This is a genomic window from Clostridium beijerinckii, from assembly GCF_036699995.1.
In the GTDB taxonomy this organism is placed as follows: domain Bacteria; phylum Bacillota; class Clostridia; order Clostridiales; family Clostridiaceae; genus Clostridium; species Clostridium helianthi.
Map to the genome: position 1 here is coordinate 1,320,785 of NZ_CP144906.1, position 18,726 is coordinate 1,339,510.

Genomic DNA, 18,726 nt, shown 5'->3' on the forward strand with positions numbered 1-18,726 from the left:
TTTTTATAAAAAATAGGTTATAATCTAATTATAGTTATTGAATAAATTTAAAAAATAAAGTTAATAATAAATATGGACATCGTTTCCTTATAAAATGATTAAGGGGGTGAGTTGCTTTAAGTAGCAATTTTATGAGTAATAATATTGAACATACAATGCAATTTGATTTAAGTAAGAATAAAGAAGCTCTTACAAAAACAATATTAACAGAGGTTTATAATTCATTACAGGAAAAAGGATATAATCCTATAAATCAATTAGTTGGATATTTGATTTCAGGAGACCCTACTTATATCACTAATTACAACGGAGCAAGAGCTTTAGTAAGAAAACTCGAAAGAGATGACATACTAGAAGAAGTTATAAAATCTTATTTAGAGATAAAGTAGAGAGTGCCCGTTTATAACGGGCACTTTTAATTTTAGCATATGAAAGAAAGTGCAATATCACGATTTGGTTGATACTTGTTGCTTATATGTTGTGAGAGGTGCTGTAATTTGAGGATACTTGGATTAGATTTGGGTTCAAAGACTATAGGAGTGGCAGTAAGTGATCCATTAGGATTCACTGCTCAAGGTCTGACTACAGTTAGAAGAACTAATAAAGAAAAAGATATAGCGGAAATAAAAAAGTTTTGTGATGAATATGATGCAAAGGTTATTGTAATTGGATTACCCAAGAATATGAACGGAACAATAGGACCATCTGGAGAAATTGCGATGGCTTTTGGAAAGATTATAGAAGAAGAACTTAATGTAGAAGTGAAATTCTGGGATGAACGTTTAACTACTGTTGCAGCACATAAAGCAATGCTTGAAGCTGATTTGTCAAGGAATAAGAGAAAGAAGATAGTAGATAAAGTTGCATCAACTTACATACTTCAAGGATATTTAGATATGATTTCAAGAAAATAAATATATGATAGAATAGGAAAATTTGAGAAGTATATGTATAAGATTAATTTCTTATACAATATGCTTTTATTAATAAATATATATTGCAAAAATAATCATTATCATAATTCTAAAAATATTGCAGGAATTTTAACCTCGATTGTGAATTGTGAAATGTGCATTGTTAATTGCAACATAAATAAAATACAGAAGGGATACATTTATGGATAAGGAAGCAAAATATGTATATATACCTGATCAAGAAGGAAATGATGTTAAGTTTGAGGTTATTATATACTTTGAAATAGAAAAATTAAAAGGCCAATATATTATTGCGACTCCTGCATTTGAAGAAACTGATGAAGCTTATGCTTTTAAGATATTCAAAGATGAGGATGGAAGCGATATATTTATAGCTTTAGAAGATGACGATGAAGAATTCGAAATGGTATTAGAAACTTATGAAACTCTTATGAATGAAGATGGTTTAATTGAGGAATAGTATACAATCTAGTAATTATGATATTTTCTTTAATGCTTATTTAGAGAAAAATCAATTCATTTAATATGAAAAGTGAGGTGTCATGTATGGATGCATCAAATTTAATTGATATGAATGCCTTGAAGGAAGACTTGAAAAAAAAGGGTTATAAATTAACACCACAAAGAAGATCAATTGTTGATACTATTATTGAAAATGAAGGTCAACATTTAACAGCGGAAGAAATATATGATAGTGTAAAAAAGAGTTGTCCGGAAATTGGATTGGCAACAGTATATAGAACTATTCTTTTGCTAGAAGAATTAGGAGTAATATCTAGATTAGATCTAAATGATGGATGTAGTAGATATGAAATAGTGCATTCAAATGAAACGCACAGACATCATCATCTTATTTGTAATATCTGTCATAAGGTTTTAGAAGTTCAGGATGATTTGTTAGAGGATTTAGAATCTGGAATCGAAAAGCAATATAAGTTTAAGATTTTAGATCATAGTGTAAAGTTTTTTGGCGTATGTGATGAATGCCAAAAGAAACTAAGTGATGAATAAAAGGACTTTTAATAGAAAATTAGAAATAAAATAAAGTCAAAAGTGTGTCAGATATTTTGCCGTGAATAAAGTAAGGATATATATTTTACGGTTTATATATTTACTAAGAAAATGCATTTGGTGCCATGCTTAAAAAGGTATGGTATCAAATGGCAATTGTTATTGAGGTATATATATTTAAAGTGAATTAATATGGCTAAACCTTATATGCTAAATAAAGCAATGTAGGCTTATAGATTGGAATGTGGATTAAGGTCGCCTGTATTAATGTAAAATATATTGTCACATAGGACTTGTTATTTTTTAATACTAAAGAAAGAACCTTTGTTTATAAATAATATTAGGAAAAAGGAGGGGAAGTATGAAAAATGAAAGAGCGAAGATAAAAATAATTCCTCTTGGTGGTATAAACGAAATCGGAAAAAATATAACAGCTATAGAATATAAAGAAGATATTATTATTATAGACTGTGGACTAAAATTTCCGGATGATGATATGTTTGGAATAGATATTGTAATACCAGATGTTTCATATCTAATCAAAAATTCAGAGAAAATCAAGGGGATATTTTTAACTCACGGACATGAAGACCATATAGGAGCGTTGCCGTATGTGCTTAGACAACTAAATGTTCCTGTTTATGGCACTAAGCTTACTCTTGGAATAGTTGAAACAAAACTAAAAGAACATGGTTTGTTATCTTCAACAGAGCTCGTAAGAGTAAAGCCAAAGGATATAATTAAACTTGATAGCGTCTCAGTTGAATTTATAAAGACTAATCACTCAATTGCAGATTCAGTTGCAATTGCGGTTCATACACCACTTGGGGTAGTACTTCATACAGGAGATTTTAAGATTGATTACACACCAATTGATGGAGAAATGATGGATTTTGGAAGATTAGCTGAACTTGGAAGAAAGGGAGTTTTAGTATTAATGGCGGATTCAACAAATGTTGAAAGACCAGGATATACTATGACAGAAAAGGTTGTTGGAGAGACTTTCTTAAGGCTTTTTGCTAAGGCTAAGGGTAGGTTAATAGTTGCAACATTTGCATCTAATGTTCACAGAATTCAACAAATAATTACAGCTGCTGAAGCTTATGAAAAGAAGGTAGCAGTTTCAGGAAGAAGTATGGAAAATATCGTTCAAGTTGCAATAGAACTTGGATATCTTACAGTTGGAAAAGATGTACTTGTTCCAGTGGATCAAATTTCAAAATATCCAAACGAAAAAATTGTTGTAATAACAACTGGAAGCCAGGGGGAACCAATGTCTGCTCTTGCAAGAATGGCAGCATCGGAGCATAGAAAAATTAATGTGATTCCAGGCGATACAGTAATTATTTCAGCAACACCTATACCAGGTAATGAAAAATTTGTTTCAAAAGTTATAAATCAATTATTTAAAAAAGGTGCTCAAGTTATATATGATTCTCAGGAAAAGATTCATGTTTCAGGTCATGCCTGTCAAGAAGAACTTAAACTAATGCAGGCTTTAGTTAAACCAAAATTCTTTGTGCCAGTTCATGGTGAATATAGACATTTGAAGAAGCATGGTGAATTAGCTATGGAAGTTGGACTTTCAGAAAAGAATTTATTAATACCTGAAAATGGAGATGTAATTGAAGTAGCGAGAAATTATATTAAAAAGAATGGAACTGTTGTATCAGGTCAAGTATTTGTTGATGGTCTCGGTGTTGGAGATGTCGGAAATATTGTCTTGAGAGATAGAAAACATCTTTCACAAGATGGTATCTTAACAATAGTAGTAACAATAGAAAAACAGACTGGAAGGGTTGTATCCGGTCCAGATATAATTTCAAGGGGATTCGTCTATGTCAGAGAATCTGAAGGTCTTATGGATGAAGCAAGAGAAATTGTTAAATCTGTATTAAAGACTTGTGAAGAAAAACAGATTACTGACTGGGCTACATTAAAATCTAAGATGAGAGATCAGCTTAGAGAGTATCTTTACGAAAAGACTAAGAGAAAACCTATGATATTACCAATAATTATGGAGTTTTAGAAACATGAAAGAAAATAACAATTCTAAAACTGCAGAGAATATATTTTATTATTAATAATTAAATTATGAATAAATGAAATATTAAATTGTTAAATATATATTCTTTGGAATAGGGTTGACTTTTTTTGATGAAAAGAGTAGAATTTATAATAGTTGTGTAGGAATTGGATACTTTAAGTATCCAATTTTCTTTTGGAAAAAAACAGTTATAGGTTTACATTAATGTGTGAGTAAATTTTATCGTAATTTATTTATAATATATAGGAATAATATATTAATAGTTATGAAGTTATTTACAATGTATACTTAAATTTTAACTAATTTATATACAAACTAAAGATAAACTATAAAAGAAAAATTCGCAGCTTGCTTGCTGTTTGGAGGAATAATAATGGAATTAATTAAAAGAGAAGATATAAGAAATATTGCTATAATTGCCCACGTTGACCACGGTAAGACAACTTTAGTAGATGCTTTATTAAAACAAAGCCATACATTTAGAGCTAATGAAAAAGTAGAAGAAAGAGTTATGGATTCTAATGACTTAGAAAAAGAAAGAGGAATTACAATTCTTTCAAAGAATACTGCAGTAATTTATAATGATATAAAAATAAATATAGTAGATACACCAGGGCATGCTGATTTCGGTGGAGAAGTTGAACGTGTACTTAAGATGGTTGATTCAGTTTTGCTTGTTGTTGACTCTTATGAAGGACCAATGCCACAAACTAAATTCGTTTTAAAGAAATCATTAGAATTAGGTTTAAAGCCAATAGTTATAATTAACAAAATAGATAAACCAAATGCTAGACCAACAGACGTTATTGACGAAGTATTTGATCTATTCGTAGAACTTGGAGCTAATGATGAACAATTAGATTTCCAAATTATTTATGCGTCAGCTAGAGAAGGCTTTGCAAGATATAATGTAGATGATCAAAATAACGATATGACTCCTATATTTGATACAATATTAAAATATGTTGCACCACCAGAAGGATATATGGATGAGCCACTTCAAATGCTTGTTAGTACACTAGATACAAATGCATTTGTTGGGAAAATTGCAATTGGTAAGATACATCGAGGTACAGTAAAGAGAAATCAAACAGTTGCTTTATTAAAGAATGATGGATCAAGCGCTAATTACAAAATAACTAGTATATTCACGTATAAAGGATTAAAGAGAGAAGAAGCAGAAGAAGCTTCAATGGGAGATATAGTTGCAGTAAGTGGTGTTATTGATGCTAATATAGGTGATACTATAGCAGATTCATCATCACCAGAAGCATTACCATTCCTTGAAATAGATGAACCAACATTAAATATGAACTTCATGGTTAATGATTCACCATTTGCAGGTCAAGAAGGTGAGTTCGTAACATCAAGACATTTAAGAGATAGATTAATGAAAGAACTTGAAACAAATGTAAGTTTAAGAGTAAAAGAACTTACTCCAGATTGTTTTGAAGTTTCAGGAAGAGGAGAACTTCACCTTTCAGTTCTTATTGAAACAATGAGAAGAGAAGGATATGAATTCCAAGTTTCAAAGGCAAATGTTATATTTAGAGAAGTAGATGGCCACAAGGAAGAACCAATTGAGTACTTAACAATTGATGTTCCAGAAGAATTTATGGGACCTGTTATGGAAAAGTTAGGACCAAGAAAAGCAGAAATGGTTAATATGACATCTGCAGTAAATGGATATACAAGATTAGAATTCACAGTTCCAGCTAGAGGCCTTATTGGATTTAGAAGTGAATTAATGACTGATACAAAAGGTAATGGAATTATGAATCACGTATTCCATTCTTATGAAAAATACAAAGGTGATATTCCAGGAAGAAGCAGAGGATCAATAATTTCATTCGAAGCAGGAGATTCAATAGCATATGGATTATATAGTGCTCAAGAAAGAGGTCAATTATTCATAGGTGCTGGTGTTCCTGTATATGGTGGTATGATTGTTGGGGTTTCTGCAAGAGCAGAAGATCTTGAAATTAATGTATGTAAAATGAAGAAACTTACTAATACAAGATCATCAGGTGCTGATGATGCATTAAAATTAACTCCACCAGTTGAAATGTCTCTTGAACAATGTTTAGAATTTATAAATGCTGATGAATTGGTAGAAGTTACACCAAAGAATATAAGAATGAGAAAAAGAGTATTGGATAGTGCTGAAAGAAGAAGAATGATTAGCAGAAATAAAAAATAATTTGCTGAAAATACTTTAACTATTAAATAAAATAAATATAATTAAAGTAAATGGTCTTTATTTGGCTATTTACTTTTAATTATATCTAGGAGAAAGTAGAAAAAGTTTATGAATAAATATAAATCTTTTAGAAAGCTAATACTGTTAATCATATTATTTTTATTTGTAATAACTCTGACGTTTGTAATATCTTATAGTAGTACCATAAGAAAACCATTAAAGTCAGCTGAAGACTCAATTATAATTGAAGTCAAACAAGGCGAAGGTTTTTATGATGTATTGGATAGGTTGGACAAAGAAAATAAATTGACCAATAAACTTCTTATTAAAGTAAATCTGGCTATAGATAAAAGAAAAGTAAACTTAACAGAAGGTATATATGAAATCAATACAAATTCATCCTTAGAAGAGCTGATAAAATCTTTAGAAAATAAGGATGGAGATAAGGATTTAGTTAAATTAACTATACCAGAAGGTTATTCTATGGAAGATATTGCTAAAAGCGTAGAAGATAAAGGTATTTGTTCTAAAGACGAATTTATTAAAGATGTTAAAGATTACAAATTACCTAGTTTTGTGAAAAATAATAACAAGAAGAGATATAATTTGGAAGGGTATTTATATCCTGATACATATTTAATAGAAAAAGGGTCAAATGCAAATGAAGTAATTAAATCTATGCTAGATAGATTTGAAGATGTGCTTAAGCAGGCTGAAGATGAAACTAAAGTTGAAATAAATGATGAAGATGTAGAAAAAATAGTTACTATAGCGTCTATGATAGAAAGAGAAGCAAGAGTGCCTGGTGACAGACCATTAATATCATCGGTTATTTACAACAGGTTAGAAAAAGATATGAAACTTCAAATAGATGCAGCAGTAATTTATGCATTAGGATATCATGTTGATGTAGTATTAAACAAGCATCTAGAAGTGGATTCGCCATATAATGTATACAAGTATAAAGGCCTTCCAGTCGGTCCTATAGCAAATCCAGGTTTAGACTGTATTAAGGCAGCATTGCTTCCTGAAAAGACAGATTATTTATATTATATTATGAAAGATGATGGAGCGCATTATTTTACTAATAACTATGAAGATTTTTTAAATAAGAAAAAAGAATTGGGATACTAACTGTAATGCACAATTCACAATGCACAATCGATAGTTGTGAATTGATAATTTAAGTTGTTTTTTGTTTATCTATAATACAGATTTATGGAGGAAATTCATGAGCGAAATCACATATGACTATATGGAAGAATATATTAGAAGTTTAATTCCTGAGAGAGAAGGGACATTAAAGGAAATAGAAGCTTTTGCAAGAGAAAATGGGGTGCCTATTGTTCAAAAAGAAACAGGTGTATTTCTTGAATTCATGACTAGTATGAAGAAACCCAAAAGAATATTAGAACTTGGAACAGCAATAGGGTTTTCATCAATACTAATGTATCAAGCTGCGGGAACAGAACCGGAAATTGTTACAATAGAACGTGATGAAAGAATGATTGAACTTGCAAACATTAATTTAAAGAAATTTAATTTAGACCATAAGATCAAGATTGAAGAAGGCGACTGCTTAGAGATTTTAGAAAAATTAAATGAACCTTTTGATTTGATTTTTATGGATGCAGGCAAAGGTCATTATAACCACTTTTTGCCACACTGTTTAAGATTACTTAATCCAGATGGAGTAATAGTTGCTGATAATGTTTTATTTAGAGGTATGGTGGCATCACAAGAATTAGTTAAAAGAAGAAAAATTACAATAGTAAAGAGAATGAGGACTTATTTGGAATTAGTTACTCAAGATGAAAACTTAATTACATCTGTCATACCAATGGGAGATGGGATTGCAGTTACAAAGAGGAGGTAAATTAAAATGATAAGACCAGAAATTTTAGCACCAGCAGGAAATTTAGATAAACTTAAAATAGCAATAGATTTTGGAGCAGACGCTGTATATCTTGGAGGAAGTAAATTAAATTTAAGAGCATTTGCAGATAATTTTACTAATGAACAATTAAAAGAAGGAGTGAAATACGCTCATGATAGAAATAGAAAAGTTTATGTAACTATGAATGTTTTCCCTCATAATGCGGATTTAGGTGGAGTAGAGGATTACATAAAAGAATTATATGAAACCGGTGTTGATGCAATAATAGCATCAGATCCAGCAATAATTTCAGCAGCTAGAGAAGTTGCACCAAATTTAGAGATTCACTTAAGCACTCAAGCTAATAATGTTAACTGGAGAGCAGCTAAGTTTTGGTATGAACAAGGTGTTAAGAGAATAGTAATGGCTAGAGAGCTTAGCTTAACTGAGATAAAAGAAATGAGAGATAACTTACCAGAGGAATGTGAGATTGAAGCATTTGTGCATGGTTCTATGTGTATAAGTTACTCAGGAAGATGTTTAATTTCTAATTATATGGTTGGAAGAGATGCTAATAGAGGAGCTTGTGCCCAAGCATGTAGATTTAAATATCATTTGGTAGAAGAAAAGAGACCAAATGAATTTTATCCAGTAGTTGAAGATGAAAATGGAACATACATAATGAATTCAAAAGACTTATGTATGATTGAACATATAGACGATGTTATAAAGGCTGGAGTATACTCTCTAAAAATAGAAGGACGAATGAAGAGTCTATATTATGTTGCAGCAGTAGTTAAATCATATAGGCAGGCAGTGGATGCGTATATGAAAGATCCAGATAATTATAAATTCGATCCAAAGTGGATGGAAAATTTAAATAAAGTAAGTCATAGAGTTTATCATACAGGTTTTTACTATGGCCAAAGTGGAGAGCAAGTATACGAAGATTCAGCGTATATAAGGCATGCAGATATAATAGGAATAGTAAGAGCATACGATGAAGAAACAAAAATAGCAACCATTGAACAAAAAAATAAAGTGTTAAATGGTGATACAGTAGAAGTTTTAAGACCAGAAGGAGATAATTTCGAAGTTGTTCTTCATGATATGACAGAAGAAAACGGAACTCCAATAGAGTCGGCAAATAGAGCGAAAATGATATACAAAGTAAGAGTAGATATTCCTCTAAAAGAAAAAGATTTAATAGTTAAAGACAAAGAATAGTTTATTTAATGGGAGGTTGTTCCTCTTTTGCTACTCCAAATCTCACATTTGGAGTAGTCTAAAGGGGTGCAATCTCCCGTTTTGTGCTTTCAGCGAAATTTTCATAGTCCTGTGAAATAACAATGTTTTTACTTTCGGTGGATTATTGCATAAGTCCAGATATTTTGAATAAAACACCTTATTTAAGGCTAGAATTTAAGCTAGAGAGGGAGGTGTTTTTCATTTTTACTGAAAAATTTGATAGAAATAAGAGATTGATTCAGATTCTAGCTGTGCTTATGACTGTAATTGTTATGTTAACAGCGCGTTTAACAATATTGCAAATATATCCATCTGAAAGAGTTGTGAGTTCTTATCAAAATCACCAAGAAGAAAATATTAGCAATATGAATTATATGATTTTAGACACTAATGGGAAAGATTTAATGAAGTATAACAAAAAGTACGTACTTGTCATTGATACCAGACCATTCAGTTTAAATAATTATGAAGAAACACTTGAAGATTTAATGGCGTTTAATTTCATAATGAAATCTGAAAATCCTGATTTTAGTTATTCAGATATAATGAAACAAAGTGGAAAATTATATTTTAACATATCAGAGGATACATATAACAAAATTAATAATCTAAAAAATATAAAAGGAATATATACTTATATTTCTGATGAAGTAGATACTAAAAAAGCGTGGAGTGTGAGCAGTATGTTATCCAAAATATTAGATGAGGAGCATGAAGCAGGAACTCTTGAAGGTGATATGTACGATTATCTAAAAGATAATGAAAAACCCAAAAGCGAATTTTATTTAGATAATAAAGCCGTTTATGCGAAACAATCAGTAAGCATAAGCGATGATAATAAAAATTTAAAATTAACTATTGATAGTGATATTGAAAATAAAATAAGAGATATTTTGGATAAAGAGGAATATTCATATTTAAGCAATGTAGGGGTCACTATAATGGAAAGTGATACAGGTAAAATTAGGGCAATGGTTCAAAAGGATGAAAGTGCTGCGAATGTGAATTTAGGTATACAGCAAATTGGATATGAACCTGGATCTATTTATAAAGTGATAACACTCGGTGCAGCTTTAGACATGGGGCTTATAAATGTGAATGATACATTTGTTGGAGCAGGTAAGATAGATAGAAAAGTATATGGTAAATTATCAGTTGAGCAGGCTTTTGAAAAGTCTTCTAATGATGTATTTGCCGATATAGGAGCAAAAGTTGGCTATGATAAATTAATGGATTACTCACAGAAATTAGGATTATATGATAGAGTACTGAATTTAAATAGTGGAATTGTAAAAGAGGCACAAGGTGTTAAACCAGAAGAGGAATCTGGAATAAACAATATATCTATAGGACAATGCATGAATGTAACTCCAATTCAGATGCTGGGAGCTATAAATTCTATAACTAATAATGGGGTTTATGAAAAGCCATATTTAGTCGAAGGTATTTTAGATAAAGATGATAATTTAATAAAAGAGTTTAAAACTGATAAAAAGAGAGTATTTAGTGAAACAACAGCAAAAATAGTTAAGAATGAAATGAGGCAGGTTGTTTTGAAGGGAACAGGAATAAAGGCCTATGAGTCAGATCTTGATATAGGAGGTAAAACTGGTTCGGCAACAGGTAGTGAAGGTAAAACCCATGGATGGTTTGCTGGATATTTTAGTGCAGGAGGAAAAAACTATACTATGGTAGTATTTACTCCAGATATACAGATGGATAAGGATGCTAATAATGAAGATCTTGGTGGTGGTGATACTGCAGCACCAATATTTAAAGATATAGTTAAAACTTTAAATGCAAAGTAATAGAACTTAAGCATTACTATATTATATATAGTGAGATAATAAATTTACATTTAGATTTCTAGTAAATTAAGTGCTAAATTAAGCTTGGAATATAGAAATTTAATTATAATATATATATTATAAAAAATTAATTCATAATAATATATATAGGGATATCAGCAGCTATAAACTAAATGACTTTATTATAGATAGCCAATTTAAGAATTCAACCTGCTGCTTAGAACCTTCAGCGATATTTTCATAGCTTTTCGGAATCAAAATATTTATGATTCCGGTGAGGTATGCGCATAAGTATAGATTATAGTTGGTTTATCTATAATAGTGAATCATACCATTTAGAACCTATATGTTAAAATATAAATATAAAAAATAAAAATGTATAAGCAACTTTTTTGGTACTCCAACATATTATAATATCAAGCACTGCTATGGAGGAAAAAGGTGTTTATATTAAATAGCTTTATAGACCTAATATTAAATTCACTATTCTTAACTGGATATGTAACAAATAATAATACATTTCCACTACCTTTAGATGAAACAGAAGAACAAATGTATTTAAAAAAATTCAAAGAAGGAGATAAAAATGCCAAAAGTATTTTAATTGAAAGAAACTTAAGATTAGTAGCTCATATAGTAAAAAAATATTCTTTTCCTAATAAGGATGTAGATGAATTAATTTCAATTGGTACTGTTGGATTAATAAAAGCTATCGATTCTTTCGATGCAGGGAAGGGTACTAGACTTGCAACTTATGCTTCTAGATGTATAGAAAATGAGATCCTAATGCTGTTTAGAAATAGTAAAAAGCAAAAAAGTGAAGTTTATCTTCAAGATCCAATCGGAGTCGATAAAGAAGGAAATGAATTTTGTCTTATGGATATACTAAGCAGTGAAAAAGATAGTGTCTTAGAAAAAGTTGAAAGCAATTTACAAGTTAGAGCTCTGTATAAAAAGTTGATTGAGTCATTAACCAAAAGAGAAAGTGCTATTATAATAATGAGATATGGATTAATTGATGGAAAATGCAAAACACAAAGAGAAATAGCAGTAAATTTAGGAATTTCACGATCATATGTATCGAGAATAGAAAAAAAAGCTTTAAAAAAATTAAAAAAAGAATTATTTACTAAAAATTAATTTAGTGCATAGAGAATTATAAATCTTTATCACTATAAAGCGATGCGCTGCTATTTAGTATATATGTACTTAATAATATCCATTTTCATTCATATTAGTGTAATGTTAAAAGAAGTTGGAAGGATAAATATTCTATATTTATATAAAGAATATTGACATACTTTAAACAAGGGTGCTATTTTTAATATAGCACCTTATTTTTTATAAGATATAACAATAATTTACTTTTTTAAATTACAGATAGAGGAGAAAACTTATGGCTAAAATAGACAACTTATTAGATAGAATTGATCTAACTAGCGCATCAGATATTCACTTAACTTCAGAATTGCCACCAATGGTAAGAGTAGATGGTGATTTGGTTATTGCAGATGAAAATGCAGTACCACACGAAGTTGTTGGAGAATATATTAGAGATCTAATGCCAAGTAAATATGAAGAGTTTTTAGAAAATGGAGAAATAGATTTTAAATATAATAAGCCTGGTTTAGGAAACTTCAGAGTTAATGCATTTAAATGTAAAGGTAACTATGCTATATGTATGAGAGTTATAAAGGAAGCTATACCCAAGCTTAGAGATATATCAGATGCGCTAGCTTTAAAGGATTTTACTGAATTACAAGATGGATTGGTTCTTGTTACTGGGCCAACGGGATCAGGAAAAAGTACAACACTTGCTGCCATGGTAAATGAAATAAATATGACTAAAGAAAAGCATATAATTACATTAGAAGAACCAATAGAATATATCTATGAAACGAAGAAATCAATGGTAAATCAAAGGGAAGTTGGACAAGATACAAAAAGTTATGCAATGGGACTTAGAGCGGCATTAAGACAAGATCCAGATGTTATATTACTTGGAGAGATGAGAGATCCTGAGACAATTGAAATAGCTTTGAGAGCTGCGCAAACAGGACATTTGGTTTTTTCTACTTTGCATAATATGGGAGCAGCAAATAGTATATATAGAATTATAAATTCTTTTGAATCAGGCCATCAAAATGAAGTGAAAATTCAACTATCATCATTGCTTAGGGGAGTTGTTTCTCAGGTATTATTGCCAAATGCGTCAGGAAAGGGTAGAACTGCTGCAATGGAAATTATGGTATGTACCTCTAGTATAAAAAATCTTATAAGAGAAGGAAATTTTGAGCAGATTAACAGTTTTATTCAGATGGGTTCTAAATTTGGAATGCAGACTATTGAGATGGATCTAAAAAGATTAGTAAGTAATAATACTATATCGAGAGAAGAATATGAAAAATGGATACGAAATAATAAATAAAAAATAATAACTGCATAAATAAAAAAGGAATTTTAATAAATATGTTGAATATATTGCAATTAGTAGATTTTTTTCTGCGGAGAAGGGAAAGATTTAATCATGCAACAAGAGATAATTACGTCCTTAGATTTTGGTACTCAAAAATTATCTGCTACTGTAGCGATTAGAGAAAAAGATGAACTGAAAATTTTGGGAGTTCAATCATGCAAATCAGCAGGTATAGAGAAAGGTTTGTTGGTAGATATTGATAAATGCAGGGATGCTGCAGTAAATTTATTAAAAGATTTAGAAAAAAAGACAAGAGTAAAAAGTGAAAGAATAGCCATTGGAATTTCTTCTAATAAAGCAAGAATTACTGAAGCGTCAACTGTAGTTAATATTCAAGAAAAAGTTACAAGTGCGGATATAAGAAAAGCGCTGAAAAACGCACAAAGAGATTTTATTTTAAGTAATGATGAATTTATAGTAGATGTGCTTATCAATTTTTATATATTGGATAATAAGGTTATAAGAAAAGATATATTAAATTGGAAAGGAAGCAAACTTGAAATAAATCTTACCTTAATAATAGCAGCTAAAAGTGAAATAGAAAAATATTATGAACTTTTTAGAAAAACGGAGTATGATATCGGATCTATAAAATTGAATATATTAGTAGGAAAGCAAGTGTTCTTAAATGAAAAAAACTCTATGGAGAATATAGTGATTGCAGACATTGGAGCTGGGACTACTGATATAGCATTATTTACAGATGGAATTCCTAAAAGCATAAATGCTATTCCAATAGGTGGAAGAAATATAACTAGAGATTTGGCAATTTGCGGGAAGTTTTCGTTTCTAAAAGCAGATAATATGAAAAAGATTTACGCTAGCAATTATAAGGCTTTATATCTAGATAATTCGCTTGAAGAAGAAATTGATGTAGGAACTACTAAAGTATCCAGGAAATTATTCTATGAAGTGGTAAATGCTAGAATTGAAGAAATATTAAGCCATATCAATATAAAATTAAAAAATACTGGTCATTATGATAGAATTTGTAGTATAATTCTATATGGGGATGGAGTTAATTATTTTGAGGATATAGATGAAATCGTTCGTAAAATTTTCGAAATAAAAACTAAAGTTATAAGAAAAAATGATTTGGGAATAAAAAATTCAGAAAATATAACTTCTATGGCTATTGCTAAGGAAGTATATGATAGATTAAATTTATTAGAGAATGATAATATAATTCTAACTAATAAACATAATGATAATAAAGTAATTAATGAAAAAGAACATTTACACAATAATGAAGGTGAAAATCATATTCTAAAAAAAGTTAAAGTTTTTTTTGATAAGATTTTTTAAGGGGAGGAATTGTTTTGTTAGATTTTGAGACAGATATGCAAGAGTTAACCAATATAAAAGTTATTGGTTGCGGCGGCGGCGGAAGTAATGCCGTAAATAGAATGATAGTTGAAGGACTAAAAAATGTTGAATTTATTGCAATAAATACAGATAAGCAAGCACTTATGCTTTCTAATGCAGATCAAAAAATTCAAATAGGTGAAAAGCTAACTAAAGGACTAGGAGCTGGAGCTAATCCGGAAATAGGAAAGAAAGCAGCAGAAGAAAGCAGAGAAGAAATAACAGCTTCTATAAAAGGAGCAAATATGGTATTTATTACTGCTGGTATGGGCGGCGGAACAGGAACAGGTGCTGCACCAATAGTAGCGGAAATTGCTAAATCTATGGATATTTTAACTGTAGGAGTAGTAACTAAACCTTTCCCTTTTGAAGGTAAAAGAAGAATGAGACATGCTGAAATGGGTATAGCAACATTAAAAGAAAAAGTTGACACATTAGTTATAATTCCTAATGAAAGATTACTTAATATGGCTGATAAGAAAACAACATTATTGGATTCATTTAAGTTAGCTGATGAAGTTTTAAGACAAGGTGTTCAAGCTATTTCGGACTTGATCACAATAACAGGTGTAATTAATGCTGACTTTGCAGATATAAAAGCAGTAATGCTTAATAAAGGACTAGCTCATATGGGAGTTGGTTTTGGTAAAGGTGACACTAGAACACAAGATGCTGTTAAACAAGCAATTTCATCTCCACTTTTAGAAACATCAATAGATGGAGCTACAGATGTTATTATAAACTTCACTGGTGGAGCAGACCTTGGAGCATTAGAAGTATATGATGCTGCTGATGTTGTTCGTGAGGCTGTAGATCCAGATGCTAATATAATAGTGGGAGCTGTTATAGATGAAACTCTTAATGAAGAAATAAGAATTACTGTTATAGCAACTGGATTTGAAAGTGAAAACAACAGATTATCATTAGGTTCTATAGTAGAAGAACCTAAAAAAGTTCAACCTCAAGTTAAGGAAGTAGCAAAAGAACAGCAAGAAGTTGCAGTAGATGCAAAAGAACCAGAAATGAATTCTAACAATTATGAGCCAGATGATTTAGATATACCTGTTTTCTTAAGAAGACAAAAGAGACATTAATAACGGAATTTATAATATTAAGAAATAAAGTTAAATAGAATGAAAATTTGTTTTAGAAACTAAAAAATCTATTAAATAGTTTTTTAGTCTTTGATATACAAGTTTTCATTCTATTTTTTTGTTTTTTAGTATGTTATATTTTTCTCAGAAACTTGTCACCAATGAAGATATTATCTTCAATTTATGAATAACATAATTTATAATTATGTTATTCATTTCGGCGAGTTATATGCATAAGTTCGCGTCTTAGTTGGATTATCTATAGGGTTCCACAATGATATTCAAACTTATAAAATTTCAATATCGCTGGTATTCAGGAAATTTGAACAGTAGATATGTATTGGTATCAATAAACCCTATTAGATAGACAATTTAAGAATTAGGCTTATTAGATGAACATATTTACAAAGTTGCTAAAACTTTGAGCTCATATCTTCACTAGAAATCATAAATATATTTGTAACCACAAGGGTCATAATATGAAGAAAACATTTGAAAATGAGCTGTTAAAGGTTCTTAAGCAGAGAACCCAAATCTTTGATTTGGTGAGAATCGCTTACTCAGTGAACGAACGTGAGTCATGTTTCTGCTAACGGTTGTTCCAATTTAGCTTGTGAAGTGAGAGTCCAAAATTTTATTTTGGGTTCTCGAACTTCCTCAGCGAATGTAATGAGTCGAGATTCCCTAGGAAAGTTGGAGCATGCTAAATTGGATACAACCTGCTGCTTAGAACCTTCAGCGATATTTTCATAGCTTTTCGGAATCAAAATATTTATGATTTCGGTAAGTTATCATATAAATTTAGTTTTAAAGTTGGGTATTTCTAAATTTAAATTACATAATTAAATTTAGAATAGAATCACTTGAATTTTATTCCACTTATTTTTAGCAAATTTATATAAGATAAAAGAATTTATTTTTACATATTAAGTTAGTTTTAAATATAAAAAAGAGTACAAAAAAATATAGTGTAAATAAATGTAAAAAGTTTAATTAAAAAAACAAAAAGATTTAATGTGATTGTGACAAATTTTTATGAGAAAGAAGTATATAATAAAATCCAGACAGACTGGAGGCGTTGAGATGGAAATTTATGTTGATACCTTAGTTTTGGAAAATTGCATAGTAAATTTCTTTTTGTTAACAGTAACTATGAAATGCATAAAGCATAAATGTAAGGTGATTGCGCTCTTAAGCTCCAGTTTATTGGGTGGAATTTATACATTGGTTTTAGTTATTCCACAGTTAAACATATTCTCTTGTTTACCTATTGAATTAATTGTTGCTTTCATAATGCTCAGAATAGTGTATGGAAAAACAAACATTCTTAATATGATCAAGATTCTTATTATATTTCTAATGATGACATTTACTTTAAGTGGAGTATGTTTTCTATTTTCATTAAAGCAAAATTTATATTTATTAGGAACTACATTCAAAATAGAGAAGTATTCAATTAAGTATATTATGCTAGGAGTAATGATTATGTATATAATTTTTAGCAGACTTGTGGAATACATTAGAGACAAACTGTTTGTAAGGAATTTTGTTTTTGAGATTGAATTCAATATAGAAGGCAAGCAATATAGTATTAAAAGCTTTTTAGATACTGGAAATGAGCTTAGAGAGCCAATTACAAATCTTCCATGCATTTTAATTGAAGAAAACCTAATAAGTGATGTGGATTTTAATAGTATTAATACACATCATGTGCTTTACAGTTCAATAGGATATGGAGGAAGTCTTAAAGGTATAAAAGTTAACAACATAAAAATAAGCAATAATTATCATCTATATGAAGAAGTCGATGCAATAATATGTCCATGTAAAGAAAAATTAAGTAAAGAATGCGAATTTAATGCCTTATTATCAAGGGGAATAGTCTATAAGGGGGATATTTATGGAAAAGTTAGTTCTGTTTTTTAATAAATTATTATGTAAGTTCAAGTTGTTTAGAAAAAAGTTATATTATGTAGGAGGAAATGATGCTCTACCACCACCATTATCAAAAGATGAAGAAGAAGATTTGGTAAATAAATTAAATGGTGGAGATGAAAATATAAGAAGTACTTTAATTGAAAGAAATTTAAGATTGGTTGTTTATATAGCAAGAAAATTTGAAAACACAGGTGTATATGTAGAAGATTTAATATCAGTTGGTACCATTGGATTAATAAAAGCAGTAAATACTTTTAATCCAGAGAAAAAGATAAAGCTTGCAACTTATGCTTCTAGATGTATAGAAAATGAAATACTTATGTATTTAAGGAGAAATAGCAAGATAAAAGCTGAAATATCATTTTATGAACCTCTTAATATTGACTGGGATGGAAATGAACTTCTGTTATCAGATATATTAGGAACTGAAAACGATACTGTTTATAATTTGATAGAAGATGAAGTAGATAAGCAGTTATTAGTCATGGCATTAAAGAGCTTAAATGATAGAGAAAAAGAAATAGTAAGACTTAGATTTGGTTTAAATGGAACAAGAGAAAAGACGCAAAAAGAGGTCGCGGATATGCTTGGAATCTCACAATCTTACATTTCTAGATTAGAGAAAAAGATAATTAAAAGATTGAAAAAAGAAATAAGTAGAATGATTTAGCTTGTCTTCAAGTATAAAAGTATTGCCTATCGGAGATAATGTTTAATGCAATGGATTA

The 18,726-nt window shown here is 29.7% G+C and carries 16 protein-coding genes; all 16 read left to right on the plus strand.

The window, feature by feature from the left end; translation table 11 throughout:
- Positions 1 to 131 precede the first annotated feature (131 nt).
- The 16 genes from PZA12_RS06155 (at position 132) to sigE (ending at position 18,668) form a co-directional block, all read left to right on the plus strand.
- Positions 132 to 389, plus strand: coding sequence for an IreB family regulatory phosphoprotein (locus PZA12_RS06155; protein WP_008424959.1), 258 nt, complete (start codon positions 132 to 134; stop codon positions 387 to 389).
- Positions 390 to 497: 108 nt separating this feature from the next.
- On the plus strand, positions 498 to 914 hold the full coding sequence (gene ruvX / locus PZA12_RS06160) for a Holliday junction resolvase RuvX (RefSeq protein ID WP_103698094.1): 417 nt from the start codon (positions 498 to 500) through the stop codon (positions 912 to 914).
- A 202-nt stretch (positions 915 to 1,116) separates the two neighbouring features.
- On the plus strand, positions 1,117 to 1,395 hold the full coding sequence (locus tag PZA12_RS06165; protein WP_011968447.1) for a DUF1292 domain-containing protein: 279 nt from the start codon (positions 1,117 to 1,119) through the stop codon (positions 1,393 to 1,395).
- An 86-nt stretch (positions 1,396 to 1,481) separates the two neighbouring features.
- Positions 1,482 to 1,946: a Fur family transcriptional regulator gene (locus tag PZA12_RS06170; RefSeq protein ID WP_077839699.1), complete on the plus strand. Its 465-nt coding sequence runs from the start codon at positions 1,482 to 1,484 to the stop codon at positions 1,944 to 1,946.
- 361 nt (positions 1,947 to 2,307) lie between these two features.
- Entirely contained in the window at positions 2,308 to 3,975 is a 1,668-nt protein-coding gene (locus tag PZA12_RS06175) for a ribonuclease J (protein WP_077839698.1), read from the plus strand.
- Positions 3,976 to 4,366: 391 nt separating this feature from the next.
- Positions 4,367 to 6,193 carry a translational GTPase TypA gene (typA, locus tag PZA12_RS06180; protein WP_077839697.1) on the plus strand — a complete coding sequence of 609 codons (1,827 nt, stop codon included), beginning with the start codon at positions 4,367 to 4,369 and terminating at the stop codon, positions 6,191 to 6,193.
- 108 nt (positions 6,194 to 6,301) lie between these two features.
- The gene (gene mltG, locus PZA12_RS06185; RefSeq protein WP_103698095.1) at positions 6,302 to 7,327 is read left to right on the plus strand and encodes an endolytic transglycosylase MltG; all 1,026 of its coding nucleotides are present in this window, start codon (positions 6,302 to 6,304) and stop codon (positions 7,325 to 7,327) included.
- 97 nt (positions 7,328 to 7,424) lie between these two features.
- Positions 7,425 to 8,069, plus strand: a complete 645-nt coding sequence (locus PZA12_RS06190; protein ID WP_041894900.1) for an O-methyltransferase — start codon at positions 7,425 to 7,427, stop codon at positions 8,067 to 8,069.
- A 6-nt stretch (positions 8,070 to 8,075) separates the two neighbouring features.
- Complete coding sequence (locus PZA12_RS06195) at positions 8,076 to 9,296, plus strand: peptidase U32 family protein (RefSeq protein WP_065415697.1); 1,221 nt, start codon at positions 8,076 to 8,078, stop codon at positions 9,294 to 9,296.
- 212 nt (positions 9,297 to 9,508) lie between these two features.
- Positions 9,509 to 11,125 (plus strand): penicillin-binding transpeptidase domain-containing protein, encoded by a 1,617-nt coding sequence (locus PZA12_RS06200; protein ID WP_103698124.1) that lies wholly within the window; start codon positions 9,509 to 9,511, stop codon positions 11,123 to 11,125.
- Positions 11,126 to 11,566: 441 nt separating this feature from the next.
- The gene (gene sigK, locus PZA12_RS06205) at positions 11,567 to 12,265 is read left to right on the plus strand and encodes an RNA polymerase sporulation sigma factor SigK (protein WP_011968455.1); all 699 of its coding nucleotides are present in this window, start codon (positions 11,567 to 11,569) and stop codon (positions 12,263 to 12,265) included.
- A 256-nt stretch (positions 12,266 to 12,521) separates the two neighbouring features.
- The gene (locus PZA12_RS06210) at positions 12,522 to 13,553 is read left to right on the plus strand and encodes a type IV pilus twitching motility protein PilT (protein WP_103698096.1); all 1,032 of its coding nucleotides are present in this window, start codon (positions 12,522 to 12,524) and stop codon (positions 13,551 to 13,553) included.
- Between the two features lie 99 nt (positions 13,554 to 13,652).
- A complete protein-coding gene (locus tag PZA12_RS06215; protein WP_103698097.1) occupies positions 13,653 to 14,906 on the plus strand; it encodes a cell division FtsA domain-containing protein in 1,254 nt (417 codons plus the stop codon).
- Between the two features lie 14 nt (positions 14,907 to 14,920).
- On the plus strand, positions 14,921 to 16,060 hold the full coding sequence (gene ftsZ / locus PZA12_RS06220) for a cell division protein FtsZ (protein ID WP_077839694.1): 1,140 nt from the start codon (positions 14,921 to 14,923) through the stop codon (positions 16,058 to 16,060).
- Between the two features lie 1,083 nt (positions 16,061 to 17,143).
- Entirely contained in the window at positions 17,144 to 17,986 is an 843-nt protein-coding gene (locus tag PZA12_RS06225) for a sigma-E processing peptidase SpoIIGA (protein ID WP_181005986.1), read from the plus strand.
- Positions 17,961 to 18,668 (plus strand): RNA polymerase sporulation sigma factor SigE, encoded by a 708-nt coding sequence (gene sigE / locus PZA12_RS06230; protein WP_011968460.1) that lies wholly within the window; start codon positions 17,961 to 17,963, stop codon positions 18,666 to 18,668. Before PZA12_RS06225 ends, sigE begins: the two co-directional genes overlap by 26 nt.
- The last annotated feature ends 58 nt before the right edge of the window (positions 18,669 to 18,726 follow it).

Coding starts and splice junctions, on each gene's coding strand:
- PZA12_RS06190 (WP_041894900.1), top strand. CDS start 7,425: ATGAGCGAAATCACATATGACTATATGGAAGAATATATTAGAAGTTTA.
- sigE (WP_011968460.1), top strand. CDS start 17,961: ATGGAAAAGTTAGTTCTGTTTTTTAATAAATTATTATGTAAGTTCAAG.
- PZA12_RS06210 (WP_103698096.1), top strand. CDS start 12,522: ATGGCTAAAATAGACAACTTATTAGATAGAATTGATCTAACTAGCGCA.
- PZA12_RS06175 (WP_077839698.1), top strand. CDS start 2,308: ATGAAAAATGAAAGAGCGAAGATAAAAATAATTCCTCTTGGTGGTATA.
- PZA12_RS06215 (WP_103698097.1), top strand. CDS start 13,653: ATGCAACAAGAGATAATTACGTCCTTAGATTTTGGTACTCAAAAATTA.
- PZA12_RS06165 (WP_011968447.1), top strand. CDS start 1,117: ATGGATAAGGAAGCAAAATATGTATATATACCTGATCAAGAAGGAAAT.
- typA (WP_077839697.1), top strand. CDS start 4,367: ATGGAATTAATTAAAAGAGAAGATATAAGAAATATTGCTATAATTGCC.
- PZA12_RS06195 (WP_065415697.1), top strand. CDS start 8,076: ATGATAAGACCAGAAATTTTAGCACCAGCAGGAAATTTAGATAAACTT.
- PZA12_RS06170 (WP_077839699.1), top strand. CDS start 1,482: ATGGATGCATCAAATTTAATTGATATGAATGCCTTGAAGGAAGACTTG.
- PZA12_RS06155 (WP_008424959.1), top strand. CDS start 132: ATGAGTAATAATATTGAACATACAATGCAATTTGATTTAAGTAAGAAT.
- mltG (WP_103698095.1), top strand. CDS start 6,302: ATGAATAAATATAAATCTTTTAGAAAGCTAATACTGTTAATCATATTA.
- PZA12_RS06225 (WP_181005986.1), top strand. CDS start 17,144: ATGGAAATTTATGTTGATACCTTAGTTTTGGAAAATTGCATAGTAAAT.